Source organism: Pseudomonas sp. WAC2 (assembly GCF_030403525.1).
GTDB classification, from domain to species: Bacteria; Pseudomonadota; Gammaproteobacteria; order Pseudomonadales; family Pseudomonadaceae; genus Chryseomonas; species Chryseomonas luteola.
Map to the genome: position 1 here is coordinate 146,406 of NZ_JAUEPD010000002.1, position 15,158 is coordinate 161,563.

Annotated in this window: 15 protein-coding genes; 3 read left to right on the forward strand and 12 right to left on the reverse strand. The window is 53.7% G+C overall.

The annotated features are described in order from the left end of the window. Nucleotides 1–21: 21 nt before the first annotated feature. From yejK to QWJ10_RS04760, 7 genes are all read right to left on the reverse strand, one after another. Nucleotides 22–1,029 (reverse strand): nucleoid-associated protein YejK, encoded by a 1,008-nt coding sequence (yejK, locus tag QWJ10_RS04730; RefSeq protein WP_289924595.1) that lies wholly within the window; start codon nt 1,027–1,029, stop codon nt 22–24. A gap of 84 nt (nt 1,030–1,113) precedes the next feature. Further along, nucleotides 1,114–2,103: a 23S rRNA (adenine(1618)-N(6))-methyltransferase RlmF gene (gene rlmF, locus QWJ10_RS04735; RefSeq protein ID WP_289924596.1), complete on the reverse strand. Its 990-nt coding sequence runs from the start codon at nt 2,101–2,103 to the stop codon at nt 1,114–1,116. A gap of 16 nt (nt 2,104–2,119) precedes the next feature. Beyond that, nucleotides 2,120–2,416, reverse strand: a complete 297-nt coding sequence (locus tag QWJ10_RS04740) for a winged helix-turn-helix domain-containing protein (RefSeq protein ID WP_010795347.1) — start codon at nt 2,414–2,416, stop codon at nt 2,120–2,122. Nucleotides 2,417–2,490: 74 nt separating this feature from the next. Then, nucleotides 2,491–5,322 carry a valine--tRNA ligase gene (locus QWJ10_RS04745; RefSeq protein ID WP_289924597.1) on the reverse strand — a complete coding sequence of 944 codons (2,832 nt, stop codon included), beginning with the start codon at nt 5,320–5,322 and terminating at the stop codon, nt 2,491–2,493. Between the two features lie 94 nt (nt 5,323–5,416). After that, complete coding sequence (locus tag QWJ10_RS04750) at nt 5,417–5,749, reverse strand: DNA polymerase III subunit chi (protein WP_289924598.1); 333 nt, start codon at nt 5,747–5,749, stop codon at nt 5,417–5,419. Nucleotides 5,750–5,790: 41 nt separating this feature from the next. Continuing rightward, nucleotides 5,791–6,219: a DNA polymerase III subunit chi gene (locus tag QWJ10_RS04755; RefSeq protein ID WP_289924599.1), complete on the reverse strand. Its 429-nt coding sequence runs from the start codon at nt 6,217–6,219 to the stop codon at nt 5,791–5,793. Nucleotides 6,220–6,288: 69 nt separating this feature from the next. Continuing rightward, nucleotides 6,289–7,788: a leucyl aminopeptidase gene (locus tag QWJ10_RS04760; protein ID WP_289924600.1), complete on the reverse strand. Its 1,500-nt coding sequence runs from the start codon at nt 7,786–7,788 to the stop codon at nt 6,289–6,291. Between the two features lie 156 nt (nt 7,789–7,944). On the opposite strand from QWJ10_RS04760, the gene lptF reads away from it, so the two are divergent. Next, a complete protein-coding gene (gene lptF / locus QWJ10_RS04765; protein WP_019364189.1) occupies nt 7,945–9,057 on the forward strand; it encodes an LPS export ABC transporter permease LptF in 1,113 nt (370 codons plus the stop codon). Continuing rightward, the gene (gene lptG, locus QWJ10_RS04770) at nt 9,050–10,111 is read left to right on the forward strand and encodes an LPS export ABC transporter permease LptG (RefSeq protein ID WP_125887739.1); all 1,062 of its coding nucleotides are present in this window, start codon (nt 9,050–9,052) and stop codon (nt 10,109–10,111) included. Before lptF ends, lptG begins: the two co-directional genes overlap by 8 nt. 50 nt (nt 10,112–10,161) lie before the next feature. Here the strand turns inward: lptG and QWJ10_RS04775 are convergent, their stop codons facing one another. From QWJ10_RS04775 to QWJ10_RS04790, 4 genes are all read right to left on the reverse strand, one after another. Next, a complete protein-coding gene (locus tag QWJ10_RS04775; protein WP_289924601.1) occupies nt 10,162–10,641 on the reverse strand; it encodes an RDD family protein in 480 nt (159 codons plus the stop codon). A 79-nt stretch (nt 10,642–10,720) separates the two neighbouring features. Next, nucleotides 10,721–11,641, reverse strand: a complete 921-nt coding sequence (locus QWJ10_RS04780) for a bestrophin family protein (RefSeq protein ID WP_019364187.1) — start codon at nt 11,639–11,641, stop codon at nt 10,721–10,723. Nucleotides 11,642–11,696: 55 nt separating this feature from the next. Further along, nucleotides 11,697–11,939, reverse strand: coding sequence for a hypothetical protein (locus QWJ10_RS04785; RefSeq protein ID WP_010795338.1), 243 nt, complete (start codon nt 11,937–11,939; stop codon nt 11,697–11,699). Between the two features lie 892 nt (nt 11,940–12,831). Next, nucleotides 12,832–13,275 carry a hypothetical protein gene (locus QWJ10_RS04790; RefSeq protein WP_289924602.1) on the reverse strand — a complete coding sequence of 148 codons (444 nt, stop codon included), beginning with the start codon at nt 13,273–13,275 and terminating at the stop codon, nt 12,832–12,834. A 610-nt stretch (nt 13,276–13,885) separates the two neighbouring features. Here QWJ10_RS04790 and QWJ10_RS04795 point away from each other — a divergent pair. Further along, nucleotides 13,886–14,386, forward strand: a complete 501-nt coding sequence (locus QWJ10_RS04795) for a hypothetical protein (protein ID WP_260466349.1) — start codon at nt 13,886–13,888, stop codon at nt 14,384–14,386. A gap of 130 nt (nt 14,387–14,516) precedes the next feature. On the opposite strand, the gene QWJ10_RS04800 is transcribed toward QWJ10_RS04795, so the two are convergent. Then, nucleotides 14,517–15,155: a hypothetical protein gene (locus QWJ10_RS04800; RefSeq protein WP_289924603.1), complete on the reverse strand. Its 639-nt coding sequence runs from the start codon at nt 15,153–15,155 to the stop codon at nt 14,517–14,519. Between the last annotated feature and the right edge of the window lie 3 nt (nt 15,156–15,158).

Here is a 15,158-nt window from a genome sequence, read left to right on the forward strand (position 1 = left end):
GGGTGTCGCTCTGCCTGGCGGTCAGTCCTTGCGGCGCTTGATCTGATCTTTTAGCTGGGTAGGGATCTGTCGGATGATCAATACGTCCTGAGACTCGTCGTACTCTACCTTGGAGCCAAGTAGGTGAGCCTCGAAGCTGATGGATAGTCCCTCGGCGCGCCCTGTAAAGCGGCGGAATTGGTTGAGGGTGCGCTTGTCTGCAGGGATTTCAGGCGCAAGCCCGTAGTCCTTGTTGCGGATGTAATCATAGAAGGCCTTGGGCTGCTCTTCACTCATCAGCTCCGACAGTTCATCCAGGGCAATGGGCTCGCCAATACGGGCCTGGGTGCTGGCATAGTCGACCAGGGTGTCGGTTTTTTCCTTGGCTTTCTCCTCAGGCAGGTCTTCGCTTTCTACATAGTCGCTAAAGGCCTTGAGCAGGGTACGCGTCTCGCTGGGCGCATCGACACCTTCCTGGCAGCCAATGAAGTCACGAAAATAATCCGAGACCTTCTTGCCGCCCTTGCCCTTGATAAAGGAGATGTATTGCTTGGACTGCTTGTTATTACGCCACTCGGAAATATTGATGCGTGCCGCCAAATGAAGCTGCCCGAGGTCCAGGTGTTTGGCGGGAGCTACGTCCAGGGTGTCGGTTACGGTTACGCCTTCACTATGATGCAGCAGGGCAATGGCAAGGTAGTCCGTCATGCCTTGCTGATAGTGGGCAAAGAGGACATGGCCGCCCGTTGAAAGGTTTGAGCCTTCCATAAGCTGCTTGAGGTGCTCGACGGCCTGCTGGCTGAATGCAACAAAGTTCTTGCCGCCGTCCAGATACTCATTGAGCCAGCCACTGAAGGGATAAGCACCAGATTCCTCGTGGAACAGTCCCCAGGCCTTGTTGGGTTTGGCGTTATAGCTTTCGTTGAGATCGGCCATCAGGTTTTCGATGGCCTGAGATGCCTCGAGCTCGGCTTCACGGGCATGCAGCGTAGCGGGCTGACCGTCGGGTTTCTTGTCGATCAGGTGAACGATAGCGTGGCGAATGGGCATGGGACTCTCTATCAATGAAGCGCAGGCGACATTGCCGCGAAAATCAGATGTGGCCTGATAGTGTACCGCACCCGTGCGACGGGCTTAATCGGCATTCTTGATCCAGCGTGTGCGGCGCCATTGGTCTTGAGCATCCGGTGAAAGAAAAGTCCAGGCCACCAGCCGGCTACGTTTTTGACCTTGGGACATGTCGATCGTACGGATATCTACCGCATGGACCTGCTTTAGAGCAGCCACCAGACTGTCGACATTGGAGGCCTTGGATACCAGAGTACTAAACCAGAACACCTGCGGACCATAGCAGGCACTGTCTTCTGCCAATGTGCGTACAAAGCGGGCTTCACCGCCCTTGCACCATAGCTCAGCGCCCTGACCGCCGAAGTTAAGTACGGGCAATTTGCGCTTCGGGTCCAGTTTGCCAAGGTTTTTCCACTTGCGCTGACTGCCGCTGCGAGCTTCTTCCAGAGAGGTATGAAAGGGAGGATTGCAGAGAGTTATATCGAAACGATCATCTGGGGCGATGATGTTTCGAAACGTGCGGTTCGGCTCGGTCTGCTGCCGTAACGATATGGCCTTGGTCAGCTGATTGCCTTGCAGGATGGTCTTGGCGGAGGCCAGCGCCGTTGCGTCGATATCGGCCCCAACGAAATGCCAGCCGTACTCGTGATGGCCAATCAGCGGATAGATGCAGTTGGCGCCAACCCCTATATCCAGCGCCCTGATCATAGCGCCACGAGGAATAATACCGTCATTACGCTCAGCCAGCAGGTCTGCCAGGGAATGAACATAGTCGGCGCGGCCTGGAATGGGGGGGCATAAATAGCCTTCCGGGATATCCCAGTGGGCAATTCCATAATATTGCCGGAGCAGGGCGCGATTGAAGACTTTGACAGCGGCAGGATCGGCAAAGTCGATACTTTGCTTGCCGTAGGGGTTGATGATGACGAAGGGCGCCAGTTCAGGGCAGGCCTTGATCATCTTGGCAAAATCATAGCGCCCCTGGTGACGGTTGCGGGGATGCAGAACCCCTTTATTCAAGTTGGGGGCAGCGGGGCGCTTGGGTGGCTGAGTCATGAAAAGGCTCGAACGATTAGGGGTAGCCCAGCAGGGCTTTTATGGTGGGGAGGTTGGAGCGGATCCAGCGCTTATCGATAGCGCCCCAATCACGGATGACATAATGTCCTGCATGGTTGCGAGCGCCTTCGGTCTGCTCAAATGCACAGTCGATATCCAGATCGCTCAACGCCGAAAGGGTGTCCTGTGCAGTACGTCTGGGCATGCCTGTCGCTTCCATCAGGGCCGGTACACTCGTTGCGACTCCAGAATCGACCAGCCAGGCGACGTACAGGCGGCGGTAGAAGCTTGTCTTGGTTTTGCTTACGTCCATTGTCCAATCCTTGAGCATCCATCGATAACAAACCAAAAGGCCCGCCTAAGCGGGCCTATGGTGACATTCAACCATTACAGGCTGGCGATTCGTCCACGCTGTTCGGCCAGCTTGGCGAGCGCCTGTTCGGCCTCGGCCAGCTTGGCGCGTTCCTTGGCAATCACCTCGGCTGGCGCCTTGTCCACGAAGCCGGCGTTGTTCAGTTTGCCTCCGACGCGCTTTACCTCGCCTTCCAGACGCTGGATTTCCTTATCAAGACGACCCAGTTCGGCAGCCTTGTCAATCAAGCCTGCCATTGGCACCAGCACCTCCATCTCGCCAACAAGCGCTGTAGCGGAAAGCGGTGCCTCTTCGTTGGCAGCCAGAATACGAATCGACTCAAGCTTGGCCAGCTTTTTGAGCATGGGCTCGTTTTCACTCATGCGTCTCTGATCTTCAGCGCTGGCATGCTTGAGCAGAATGTCGATGCGCTTGGCCATGGAGATATTCATTTCGCCACGGATTTGCCGTACTCCCAGCATTAGTGCCTTGACCCACTCGATATCGCCTTCTGCCGCATTATCAATGCGGGCTTCATTGGCTACCGGCCAGGTTTGCAGCATGAGTGTTTCGCCCTGTTGGCCGGCAAGCGGTGCGATGCGATGCCAGATTTCTTCCGTGATGAAAGGCATGAACGGATGCGCCAGACGCAGTGCAACCTCCAGCACACGTACTAAGGTACGGCGTGTGCCGCGCTGACGTTCGATAGAAGCGTTTTCATCCCACAATACCGGCTTCACTAGCTCCAGATACCAGGCGCAGTATTCATCCCAGATGAATTCATAGAGTGCCTGGGTAGCCAGGTCGAAGCGGAACTGTTCCAGCTGGCGAGTCACTTCAGCTTCTGTACGCTGCAGTTGAGAGATGATCCAGCGATCCACAGAAGACAATTCGACCGGTTCGTCATTGACACCACAGTCCTTGCCTTCGGTGTTTTCCAGCACGAAGTTGGCCGCATTCCAGATCTTGTTGCAGAAATTGCGGAAGCCTTCGACACGGCCCATATCGAATTTGATATCGCGGCCGGTGGAGGCCAGGGAGCAGAATGTGAAACGCAAGGCATCAGTACCGTAGCTGGCAATGCCTTCCGGGAATTCAGCACGGGTCTGCTTGGCAATCTTTTCCGCCAGCTTTGGCTGCATCATGCCGCTGGTGCGCTTCTGCAGCAGGCTCTCCAGATCAATGCCATCGACGATATCCAGCGGGTCAAGCACGTTGCCCTTGGATTTGGACATCTTCTGGCCCTGACCGTCGCGTACAAGACCGTGAACGTAGACGGTTTTGAACGGAATCTGCCCAGTCAGGTGAGTAGACAGCATGATCATCCGGGCGACCCAGAAGAAGATGATGTCAAAGCCGGTTACCAGAACGTCGGTGGGGTGGAACGTCTTTAAAAATTCGGTCTGTTCCGGCCAACCAAGGGTAGAGAATGTCCACAGACCCGAACTGAACCAGGTGTCGAGTACGTCGTCGTCCTGGCGCAGCGCGATCTCGCCCAGATTGTGCTTGCTGCGGACTTCCGCTTCATCGCGACCAACGTAGACGTTGCCAGCCTCGTCATACCACGCCGGAATACGGTGGCCCCACCAGAGCTGACGGCTGATGCACCAATCCTGAATATCACGCATCCAGGAAAAGTACATGTTCTCGTACTGTTTGGGTACGAACTGAATAGAGCCGTTTTCCACGACCTCAATGGCTTTTTCAGCCAGAGGCTTGGTGGAGACGTACCATTGATCGGTCAGCCAAGGCTCAATAACAGTGCCGGAGCGATCGCCCTTGGGTACTTTCAGCGCATGGTCTTCAATTTTCTCTAGAAGACCGGCAGAGTCGAAGGCCGCTACGATCTGCTTGCGGGCTTCGAAACGATCCAGGCCCGCGTATGCGGACGGAATCCCTGCGTCGACTTCAGTGTTTACGCTGCCATCCAGGTTGAATACTTGTGCTGTAGCAAGTACCGCTGCGTTTTTATCGAAAATATTGATCAGGGGCAGGTTATGGCGCTTGCCGACCTCATAGTCATTGAAGTCGTGAGCAGGGGTGATCTTGACGCAACCTGTGCCAAATTCTGGATCACAATAGTCGTCGCCCACGATCGGGATGCGACGGCCTACCAGTGGCAGCTCGATGAATTTGCCGATCAGTGCCTTGTAGCGCTCATCCTCGGGATGTACCGCTACGGCGGAGTCGCCCAACATGGTTTCCGGGCGGGTCGTAGCAACGATCAGGTAATCCTTGCCCTCTGCCGTCTTGGCACCATCAGCCAGGGGATAGCGCAGGTTCCACAATGAGCCTTTCTCATCATGGTTCTCGACTTCCAGATCGGAGATAGCCGTATGCAGCTTGGTATCCCAGTTGACCAGGCGCTTGCCGCGATAAATCAGGCCGTCCTCGTGCAGACGGACAAAGGCCTCCTTTACTGCTTCAGACAGACCGTCATCCATGGTGAAGCGTTCGCGTGACCAGTCTACGGAAGAGCCCAGGCGACGAATCTGGCGAGTGATGTTGCCGCCAGACTCGTTTTTCCATTCCCAGACTTTCTCTAGAAACTTCTCGCGACCCAGATCATGACGGCTGACGCCCTGCGCACTCAATTGACGCTCCACCACCATCTGGGTGGCAATACCTGCGTGGTCCGTGCCGGGCTGCCACAGGGTATTGCGGCCCTGCATGCGGCGGAAGCGGATCAGGGCGTCCATAATGGCATTGTTAAAGCCATGGCCCATGTGCAGGCTGCCGGTGACGTTGGGTGGCGGAATCATAATGGTATAGGGCTCGCCGGAGCCCTGAGGCGCGAAGTATCCCTTGGATTCCCAGGTCTGGTACCAAGAGGTTTCGATGTCGTGTGGCTGGTAAGTCTTGTCCATGTACGTTGGCAAAGGCGTCTGAAGAGGGAAAGCCTTTGAGTATAACGGGGATAACGGTCAGGTGCGATTGATCGCAGCACTGACCGTCTTGTAATCAGACCTGCTCGCGCTGCCTGATCAGTTCATCGAGGCGGGCATCCAGGCGTTTTTGCAGTTCGGCTTCAACTTTAGGTGCGAATTCGGCAATGACTTCCTGAAGTATGAGGCGCGCTTCCTGGCGAAGTAGCTCCTCCAAGGATTCCTCCTCCTGTCGAGAAACTCGCTCCGGCTCGATCTGATCAAGCAGCGGAGGAATGGCGCTTAGCCGTTCAATAGAGGGTACGACCACATCGGACAGTACAGGAATACCATCCTGGTCCAGCCGGTCGGTAAGCATGGGGAGGTCGTGTTTATCCAGTAGCTGGCGGATCGATTCCAAATCATTCATGAGATGTGCCGGGCGAGGCGGGAGGTCTTTGTCCATGATTGTCAGACTCGCGGCAGACGATGGTCTTGTAAAGCATAGCCGCGCTCTCGGTAAAAGCGGAAATTCTCACGAGCCGCTTTGCGTATTGAAGCCTCTTCGATGACCAGTTCGGCAATTCTGCTGAAGCCGACAAAAAAAGCAGGAATACGAGTATCCAGGTTGATCAACAGTTCGCCGGTTCGCTCCTGTTGGGTGTCAATACCCAGCAGGACTGGGCTATCCGGCTTGTCCTCGGCAAAGTCGTGAGGCAGGAAGCTGTCGGGACGGAAGTCCCAAAGTCGTTCGTCCAGTTGACTGCGTTGGGCTTCGTCAGCGCAATGGATATACGTCTGCATCTGTTGTCTCCACGCTTTTTCGGCGAGGCGGCACGCAAAGGTCAGTCGAGCGTCAGGATCGTCGCTGGGAAGAACATAGAAGTCGACACGGGTCATGTCTGGCTCCGGAGTATGGCTGGCAGCAGCGGCGCAATAGGGAAGCGAACCCTATCGCGCTGCATCGATTCAGCCTTGGCTGCGGTCTAGCAGATACTGCATAAGCAATGGGACGGGGCGGCCGGTAGAGGCCTTGTCCTTGCCACCACTGATCCAGGCTGTGCCAGCGATATCCAGGTGAGCCCATTTGTAGTTCTTGGCAAAGCGCGACAGGAAGCACGCTGCTGTAATAGTGCCGGCCTTGGGACCGCCAATGTTTGCGATATCAGCGAAGGGGCTGTCGAGTTGCTCTTGATACTCATCATGCAGAGGCAACTGCCATACGCGGTCATCAGCCGCATCGCCGGCGGCTTTGATCTGCTGGATCAGGTTGTCATCGTTACCTAGCAGGCCGGATACAACCGACCCCAGGGCTGTGACGCAGGCGCCGGTTAGTGTGGCGATATCGATCACGGACTGGGGCTTGAAGCGTTCGGCATAGGTTAGTGTATCACACAGCACCAGACGGCCTTCAGCGTCTGTATTGAGGATTTCCACCGTCTGACCGCTCATGGTTGTGACGATGTCGCCAGGGCGGGTCGCCGTTCCGCTGGGCATATTTTCGGCGCAAGCCAACAGGCCTACCAGGTTAATGGGGAGCTTGAGTTCGAGCGCGGCACGGAATGTACCCAGTACGCTGGCAGCACCACACATGTCGTATTTCATCTCATCCATGCCCTGGCTGGGCTTGATGCTGATGCCGCCGGTATCGAACGTAATGCCTTTGCCGACCAGAACATGGGGGGCTGTGTCTTTTGCGGCACCCTTGTATTGAAGCACTACCAGGCGGGGCGGTTGCTCGCTGCCTTGTGCCACCGCGAGAAACGAGCCCATGCCCAGTTCGCGCATTTTCTTTTCGTCTAGCACATCGACTTTAAGGCCGGTTTCCTTGTACTGCTTGCCAAGTGCTTTGGCTTCGTCCGCGATGTAGGCGGGGTTACAGATGTTTGGCGGCAGGTTGCCAAAATCCTTGGCATAGGCAACGCCTGCAGCAATGGCCTGGGCATGGGCAAGGCCTCGCTCCATATCAGCTTGAGCGGCCTTGCTGCCTGCCAGAATGATTTTCTTCAGAGCACGAGGCTCGGCTTTCTTGCTCTTGAAACGATCAAAAACATACAGGCCATCCGCCAGCGTTTCAGCCAGCAGGCGAGCCTTCGCATAGCTGTCACGCTGCTTGACGTTGACATCGCCGAGGAAGAAGGCGGCATCAGTACCGCCCAAACCTTTAAGTACGCCTAATGCTGCGCTGACCACTTTGCGATACGCGCGATCGCCCAGGCCTTCTTCGGTATTTCCAGTGCCCACCAGCAAAACGCGCTCGGCTTTCAGACCGGTAAGGCCGGTCAGCAGCAGCGTCTGCCCCGGTTTGCCTGCCAGATCACCGCGCTTGACTGCAGCGCTCAGGGCGCCACCGGTAGCGGTATCGACCGTGGCCGCCGAAGCGTCCATGTAACCATGTTCACCAACAGCAAGAACCAGTGTGGCTGTTTTCAGTGTTTCCGGACTTGCACTTTTAACGAGAAATTCCATTACGAGAAGCTCCCCAAGACAAACGAGTAGGTTTGCAGGATAATGCCAGCTATTTTCGCCGGGGCCGCCCTGCGGGCTGCCTTGCGCGGGTCGGTTTAGCAACGGCGGCTAGTTTGAGCGTACGCGCCTGAGCCTGACAACCCTGGAGAGCCTTGTTTGATCGTCTTTCGTTATCTAGCACGTGAAGTTCTCACCACCATGGGCGCGGTAAGCGCCGTTTTGCTGGTGATCATCATGAGTGGTCGCTTCATTAAATATCTGGCTCAAGCTGCGCAGGGTATCCTGGATCCTGGCGCCTTGATGATGATCATGGGATACCGGATTCCCGGTTTCTTAGAGCTGATTCTGCCGCTTGGTCTATTTTTGGGGATTCTGCTCTCCTATGGCCGTCTGTACCTGGAAAGTGAGATGACGGTCCTTTCCGCTACCGGAATGAGTCAGCAACGCCTCCTGGCCTATACGATGGCACCGGCAACACTCATTGCGCTTGTTGTTGCCTGGTTGAGTCTGTCGCTGACCCCTATGGGCGTTCAGCGTGTGGGTGAGATCTTGAATCAGCAGGATGCGCTGACCGAGTTCGATACCCTGGCGCCCGGTCGCTTCCAGTCGCTGCGTGATGGCTCGCGGGTGACCTATACCGAAGCGCTCAGCAATGATCGTACCCAGCTCTCGGGCGTCTTTATTTCTGAAAAGAATGAAGCCAAGGCCGGGTCTGATCGGGGCATTGGTGTGCTGATCGCCGATAAGGGCCACCAGGAAATCCATTCCGATGGCAGTCGTTACCTGATTCTGGAAAATGGTTTCCGGTATGACGGTACCCCAGGTCAGGCGGACTATCGTGCGGTTCAATACGATACCTACGGAGTGTTGCTTCCTAAGCCTGAAGTCAGTACGGATGTAGGTGCGCGCGAAGCGATTCCGACACGTGCCCTGATGTCCAGCGATGACATCCGTCAGAAGGCCGAGCTGCAGTGGCGTCTTTCCATTCCGGTGCTGGTTTTCATCGTGACGCTGATTGCCGTGCCGTTATCGCGTGTCAATCCACGTCAGGGACGTTTTCTCAAACTACTGCCCGCCATCCTGCTTTATATGGCCTACCTTTCCCTGCTGATTGCCGCCCGTGGCTCGCTTGACAAGGGCAAGCTTCCGCCTGCCATCGGTCTTTGGCCGGTTCATCTGTTGTTTCTTGCGTTAGGTTTGCTGCTGGCCTTCTGGGAGCCGTTGCGCCTGTCTATGCGCCGCCGTGCTACGGAGAAAGGTCATGAGTAAACTCGATCGTTATATAGGTCGCTCGGTTCTAGTCAGTATTCTGGCTGTTCTTGGCGTTATTCTTGGATTGGCCTTGCTGTTTGCCTATATCGATCAGCTGGGGGATTTCGATGATAACTACGGCGCCCTGCAGGCGCTTACGTATGTACTGTTGACTGGCCCGCGGCGGGCTTATGAGCTCCTGCCCATGGCAGCGCTGATCGGCTGCCTGATTGGCCTGGGCTCGCTGGCCAGTAGCAGTGAGCTGATCATCATGCGAGCCGCTGGTGTCTCGCTGGCTCGAATTGTCTGGGCTGTCATGAAGCCTATGCTGCTGATCCTGCTTGCAGGCGTGCTTATTGGTGAATATGTCGCTCCCTGGTCGGAAAACATTGCTCAGAGCAACCGTGCAATGGCGCAGGGCGGTGGTGATGCCCAGAGTTCCAAGCATGGCCTGTGGCATCGTCAGGGACGTGAGTACGTTCATATCAATGCGGTGCAGCCCAACGGTGTTCTGTTTGGTATTACACGTTATCAGTTTGATGAGCAGCGCCATTTGCTGTCGGCAAGTTTTGCCAAGCGTGCCGAGTACCGAGGCGACCATTGGGAGCTGCAAACGATCTCCACGACCCACTTCCGTGATCGTCACACCGAGGTCATAACAGCTCCAACAGAAAATTGGGACATCGAACTGACACCACAAATACTCGACACCGTTGTGATGGAGCCCGATGCTTTGTCCATTTCTGGTTTGTGGTGGTACATCCATTACTTGGCGGATCAGGGGCTTAATAATGCCTCTTACTGGCTGGCGTTCTGGGGTAAGGTATTCCAGCCGCTGGTGACAGCAGCACTTGTATTAATGGCCATTTCATTCATCTTCGGCCCGCTGCGCTCGGTAACATTGGGTCAGCGTATTTTTACCGGTGTGGTAGTAGGATTCGTATTCCGTATTGCTCAGGACCTGTTGGGACCTTCCAGTCTGGTATTTGGATTCTCACCCATATTAGCGGTCCTGGTGCCTGCAGGAGTCTGTGCATTGGCAGGCATATGGTTATTGCGTAAAGCGGGCTGATGTCCTCACAAAAAAGGCTGAACATTTATCTGTTTGGCCTTTTTGGTGTCCTACTCCAAGATATGTATGGTTTGACTCCTGGAAGCCAGATCAGACCAGCTTCGCCTGCGTGTATCGACGAGTATCCATAAAAGGCCTACCCCCAGGCAGAGATACGAGAAAAGAGCGGCGGCGAAGCGCAGGGCGGCTTGAGGCAGACTAATCCTTGTGCCGTCGGTATTTTGTATTCGGATCTTCCAGGCCTGCATGCCGAGCGTTTGGCCGTTATGTATCCAGTAGCCCGCAAAGTAAGCAAAGCTGACCAATACAATCAGGATGCTCAATATAGGGTCGCCTATCAGCTCCCCTTGTTCGGCCATTGCCTTGAAGCGGGAACCTCCCATCCAGGCAGCCAATCCGCCGAAATAACCTAATGTAGCCACCATTACCAAGGCAACAAGCAGGATGCTGTCATAGAAGCTTGCAGCTAGTCGCCTGGCAAGACCGGCGGGTGGGTATTTTCTGGTAGGCAGAGATAAGGTTCGTGGCATGAGGCGTTGCTGCTCGTAATAAGCGTTCTACTGCAACACCTGGTAGTTAGCATGGCAAGCCTGTCTTTCCTCGAAAGGCTTACAGCAATAAACCGTCCTGAGGATGTAGAGGGGGCGGGAGGTCTCGTTCATCCAGCAGTTCAAGCAGGGAGATTTCTAGACCTCTGCACATGGCATTGAGTGGCAGGTCGTTTGGCATCTTATCGAAAGGGTCCGCTATCTGATCTCCCAGGGCATCCAGTCCAAAAAAGGTATACGCCAGTACGCAAACAGCAAGTGGGGTAAACCAGCCAATGCTATCCACCAGGCAGAACGGCAGTAGAAAACAGTAAATGTGTACGGTGCGATGCAGCATCAGAATATAGGGATAGGGGATAGGTGTATTTCTGATGCGTTCACAGCCTCCCAGCACATAGGAGAGGCGACTGATCTGTTGATCTACAGAGCTAAGAAGAATTTCGCTGGAGTTATGTTGCCGCATCAACTGACTGATGTTCTGTCCAATAAGACCCAGTATCACATTAGGCCGATTGGCGGCTGCCAGCGCCCGGGCGCAGTCGTTCTGTGTCAGAAGGCGCTTCAGGTCGGGCGTTGGGTCATCGTTTCTCAAGTGGTCGCGAAGCGCATGGCTGAATGCGGTCAGTTGAAGGGCTATGGAGCGTCGCTCTTCAACAGTCATTCCAGGAAAAAAACTCAACGTTTGTCGCACTAGGTTGCGAGAGACGATGAGCAGTTCTCCCCACAGGGTCCGCGCTTCCCAAAAGCGCTGGTAGGCCACGCTATTACGAAAGCCCAAGAATATCGCCAGCGTCAGTCCCCAAAGTGTAAAAGGCGTAGCTGTCAAAATAACCTTGTAGTGGTAGAGGGTGCCATGCGTGGCTACGACAAAGGAGCTTAGCAGCACCGTGTAGAGCACTCGCTTCCAGATGGCGGGAATAATGGAGCCTTTCAGAGAAAACAGCAGCACCCATAGCGATGGGGTCTGAGGGCGTACGATCATGCTAACCCTTATGCTCAAATACCAAACGGTGGGAAGTGGGAGTCAGCGAGTGCCGCTAGCATTCGGAAATATCACCATAAAGACGCAGGGTTCGTTCCTGAATTTCTTCTTTTATCTCATCGGCGACAGCCTTGAGCAGAACGGCATGATGAAGCTGGGTGGCGTGTAGATCCCTCTCGACAATGATGCCGTGGGGTGTCGTGACAATGACTCTGGCGAAATTCTCATCTCTTTCCAGGCATTCCACCTTGCCTTCGCAAGCGAGTTGACTGACTAATGCGGCCAGCAGGTTCTTCATATCCATATCCCCTCAGATGTATCAGAATGACATGACTTCCGGTCCCTGAGTTCTCGCCGTTTGGCGGAAGAGGCTTGGAGGAGTGTGCCTGGCGTTCATGCACTATTAAAAAGCCTCGTGCAAGACGAGGCTTTAAAGACAAAGCGTCAACTGGCTTTTAATCACTATTAGGAAGCGGGCCTGTAATACGTCGGCGAGGGCCTGCGATAATGGGCACGATGACGTGGCGGCGGAGTGTGATAGTGCCTTGCGTGGAACCTATGGTAGTGCAGCCTTTGAAGCTGACGGTAAGTAATAGGGGCTTTGTAATTCTCATGGTGAGGCAGCGGCCCGTAAACCTGCTCACGCTCAAAAGCCGCGGCTTCACCTGCACTGATAAGGCAGCCGATGAGTAAGGTTACCTTTAATATTCGACCTGGCATACGTACCTCCTTCAGCAAGAGCTTTTGCCTCGCTGCTATAAAGCACCGTACGGCTGTCGCGTGATGTCAAGGCAGGTAAAGGTTGGGTAAAGCGGTGAGGCAGGAAGACCGCTCAAGCCTGCGTTAAACGGTGCAGAATGATGCATAGAGAGATGGGGAGGATGAATCTTTCGTGTTGGCTTGTAATGGTCTACTCCAAGGCACGCCTGAGGCGCTTTATACCAAGGAAGTAGTTATTACTTGAGAGAACCGGAGGGAGACAGGATAGTGAAGCGCAAAAAAACCGGCTCAAGGGCCGGCTCTTCTGGTATTTCGGGACTTTGCGGGAAGTCCTGAAACTTTATATGGTGTTCGGGAGAGACTCGAACATGCTGCTGTAATGCTTGTTATATATGGTTTTATTGAGTTTGTATTTATTTTCTACTCACAAATCTACTCACTTTTTATTTCGCTAGACGATAAAACAGGCCTTACAGGTTCCTTATACGAAACTCGCCAGCAGCCCAGCGCTTCTCAAACTCGCCTTTTGCTCTAATCACCTTATTTTGGCATTCGACCATATGTCGATCATCGCGCCAGATATCACAGTCCTTAGATTGGTGAAAAAAGCTATTCCAGGCTTCATCTTTCATTCTGCTTTCTTCAGCTATGCGATGCATATTTTCAGCATCTCTCTCCATAGCTTCACGCTTGGCCTGCTTAGCTTGTTGCTGCTCGGCTTGCATTTGCCTTTGCTGTTCTAATTGCTGCGTTTGAAGGCGAGCCATTACTTCTTGAGTATGGGTAATTTGCTTTTCGGCAAAATTCTCCAAGATAGCGAGACGAGCGTGATAGCCGATTATGGCTATAGCTAGAGCACCCACGATGCTGATGATAAAAGTCTGAATGGTTTGAGGCTGGCGGCGTCTTGCCATGTTTACATTGCTCCTACAAAAAGAGCGCTACGCTAGCGAGTGCCTAAACGGAGGGTATAAAAAAGCCTCGAAAAGTCGAGGCGTATGTAATGCCTAGCAGCAAAAGGAGGGTGGAGCATTACTGCTAGGTATATTTGATATCGACCGGAAAGGGAAAAGCTTTAGCCACAACTATTCATATTCAATGAGGCAATACAATCGCCTTTAAAGTAAGCTTTACGGATAGATCGTAAAAGCCTTTGGCAGCCGCTCGGTTTGATTGTTAACTCTAAAAATTAACCTCAGCTTTAAGTTTGAAGTGCTTATATGGGCTGTAAGGCTTGCTCTAGAGTCTTTCCCATAAACATACCGATGAGGTGGATTGTTAACTTCTTCCAAAATTAGGAAAAAATCTCTGTATGAGACTGGAAGCGGTCTCCGCTTAGGACACTTCTAGACTTTTGATATGCCCCCATCCTAAATGACCACCTACCCTCGAAAGATATTGTTGCTAAAGGTTGCGCAAAATATGCCGATACGTAGGCAGCTTGATAGTCCGCCTACGCCAGTATGACCTGCTGACATAGCTCGTCGATTATCGAGCACCATTAGCCAGCAAAGGGATTTAGTAGTGACTTCTTCGATTTTTAAGATGGCTGCGGCCGGAATATGCCTTAGCTTTCTTTCTGGATGCGCAAGCATTCTGGGCGATAGCCAATATCCTGTTCACGTCAGCAGCGCACCAGCCGGAGCTACGTTCGAAATCACGGACAAAGCCGGTAGGGTTGTGCATAGCGGCAATACACCAAGTACCGTTACGCTTAAGTCTGGACGCGGTTACTTCAAAGGCGAGACCTATACTTTGAAGTTTCATAACCCTGGCTATGCAGACAAAACAGTTACCTTGGATAGCTCAGTGAGTGGCTGGTACTGGGGAAATATTCTGCTAGGTGGCGTAATCGGTATGCTTATAGTCGATCCGGCTACAGGTGCTATGTTTAAGCTCCCAGAAGGCGTATCAGCCGATATGGGTAAGCCGGTCGCACAAGTCTCTAAAGACAATGGCGTTACTGTAATGACTTTGGATAAGGTTCCTGCTGAATTGCGAAGCAGCTTGGTTCAAATTCAGTAAGCAGGTCTGGTTAGCCGTTTGTGGTGTCTATAAGCAGACGGCTAACTTCATGGCTATCACTTTTCAGGTTAGCTATAGCGCATTTACTCCAGCAATTCACGTCTAGCCTTAGTTGTTTTGGTAGCCCGTATCATGAGTCTGAAGCGTCCTTTCTAAGCGTTGCGTGATACCGTCTTCGCTTCTCGGGTCGGTGCTTTTGTCCTACGGTCTCCAGTTCCGAATCATCTCGACCTGGGATGCTTGTCGCTCGGGTGTCCAGCCATTCGCCATGTTCTGCCTCCAGTAGTTCGTTTTGCGCTTTCTTCTTTTGTCGCGGGCGCGTGGGTTCGGTCGTACCGTTATTCACTTGGACGTTCTGCCCGATGTTTGCTTGCCTAACAAATGCCACGTTTTTAGGGGATTTAAGCTCGCCAAGCGTCTGTAGCGTGGCGCGGCTCTGACCTTGGGCTTTAAGCGCCAGCCGCATATAGGTTTCTAGCTGCTCCATATGCTTTGCGTTGAGTGCACGGTTAGTCAATGTGGCAAACAGGCCGTCCAATGTATGAGCTTGTGCCAAGAGCATGCTCTCAGCGCGGGTCATGTCTCCCTTATGGAGCGCGGCGGTCTGGCGCTTTAGTTCCTGTGCTACATCAGTGATGGGCGCTTCGCCAAATACCTTTGTACCCATCAGCACGGCAGCGCTTAGGTTCTCAGGCGTCAGTGCTGTACGGGCGATGGCTTGCTGAGGCGTTTCATCGTCGTGCTTAACGACTTCCAGGTTATTACTCATAAG

Coding starts and splice junctions, on each gene's coding strand:
- lptG (WP_125887739.1), top strand. CDS start 9,050: ATGAGTAAACTCGATCGTTATATAGGTCGCTCGGTTCTAGTCAGTATT.
- QWJ10_RS04790 (WP_289924602.1), bottom strand. CDS start 13,275: ATGGCAAGACGCCGCCAGCCTCAAACCATTCAGACTTTTATCATCAGC.
- QWJ10_RS04755 (WP_289924599.1), bottom strand. CDS start 6,219: ATGACCCGTGTCGACTTCTATGTTCTTCCCAGCGACGATCCTGACGCT.
- QWJ10_RS04750 (WP_289924598.1), bottom strand. CDS start 5,749: ATGAATGATTTGGAATCGATCCGCCAGCTACTGGATAAACACGACCTC.
- yejK (WP_289924595.1), bottom strand. CDS start 1,029: ATGCCCATTCGCCACGCTATCGTTCACCTGATCGACAAGAAACCCGAC.
- QWJ10_RS04740 (WP_010795347.1), bottom strand. CDS start 2,416: ATGGACGTAAGCAAAACCAAGACAAGCTTCTACCGCCGCCTGTACGTC.
- QWJ10_RS04745 (WP_289924597.1), bottom strand. CDS start 5,322: ATGGACAAGACTTACCAGCCACACGACATCGAAACCTCTTGGTACCAG.
- rlmF (WP_289924596.1), bottom strand. CDS start 2,103: ATGACTCAGCCACCCAAGCGCCCCGCTGCCCCCAACTTGAATAAAGGG.
- QWJ10_RS04775 (WP_289924601.1), bottom strand. CDS start 10,641: ATGCCACGAACCTTATCTCTGCCTACCAGAAAATACCCACCCGCCGGT.
- QWJ10_RS04780 (WP_019364187.1), bottom strand. CDS start 11,641: ATGATCGTACGCCCTCAGACCCCATCGCTATGGGTGCTGCTGTTTTCT.
- QWJ10_RS04800 (WP_289924603.1), bottom strand. CDS start 15,155: ATGAGTAATAACCTGGAAGTCGTTAAGCACGACGATGAAACGCCTCAG.
- QWJ10_RS04785 (WP_010795338.1), bottom strand. CDS start 11,939: ATGAAGAACCTGCTGGCCGCATTAGTCAGTCAACTCGCTTGCGAAGGC.
- QWJ10_RS04760 (WP_289924600.1), bottom strand. CDS start 7,788: ATGGAATTTCTCGTTAAAAGTGCAAGTCCGGAAACACTGAAAACAGCC.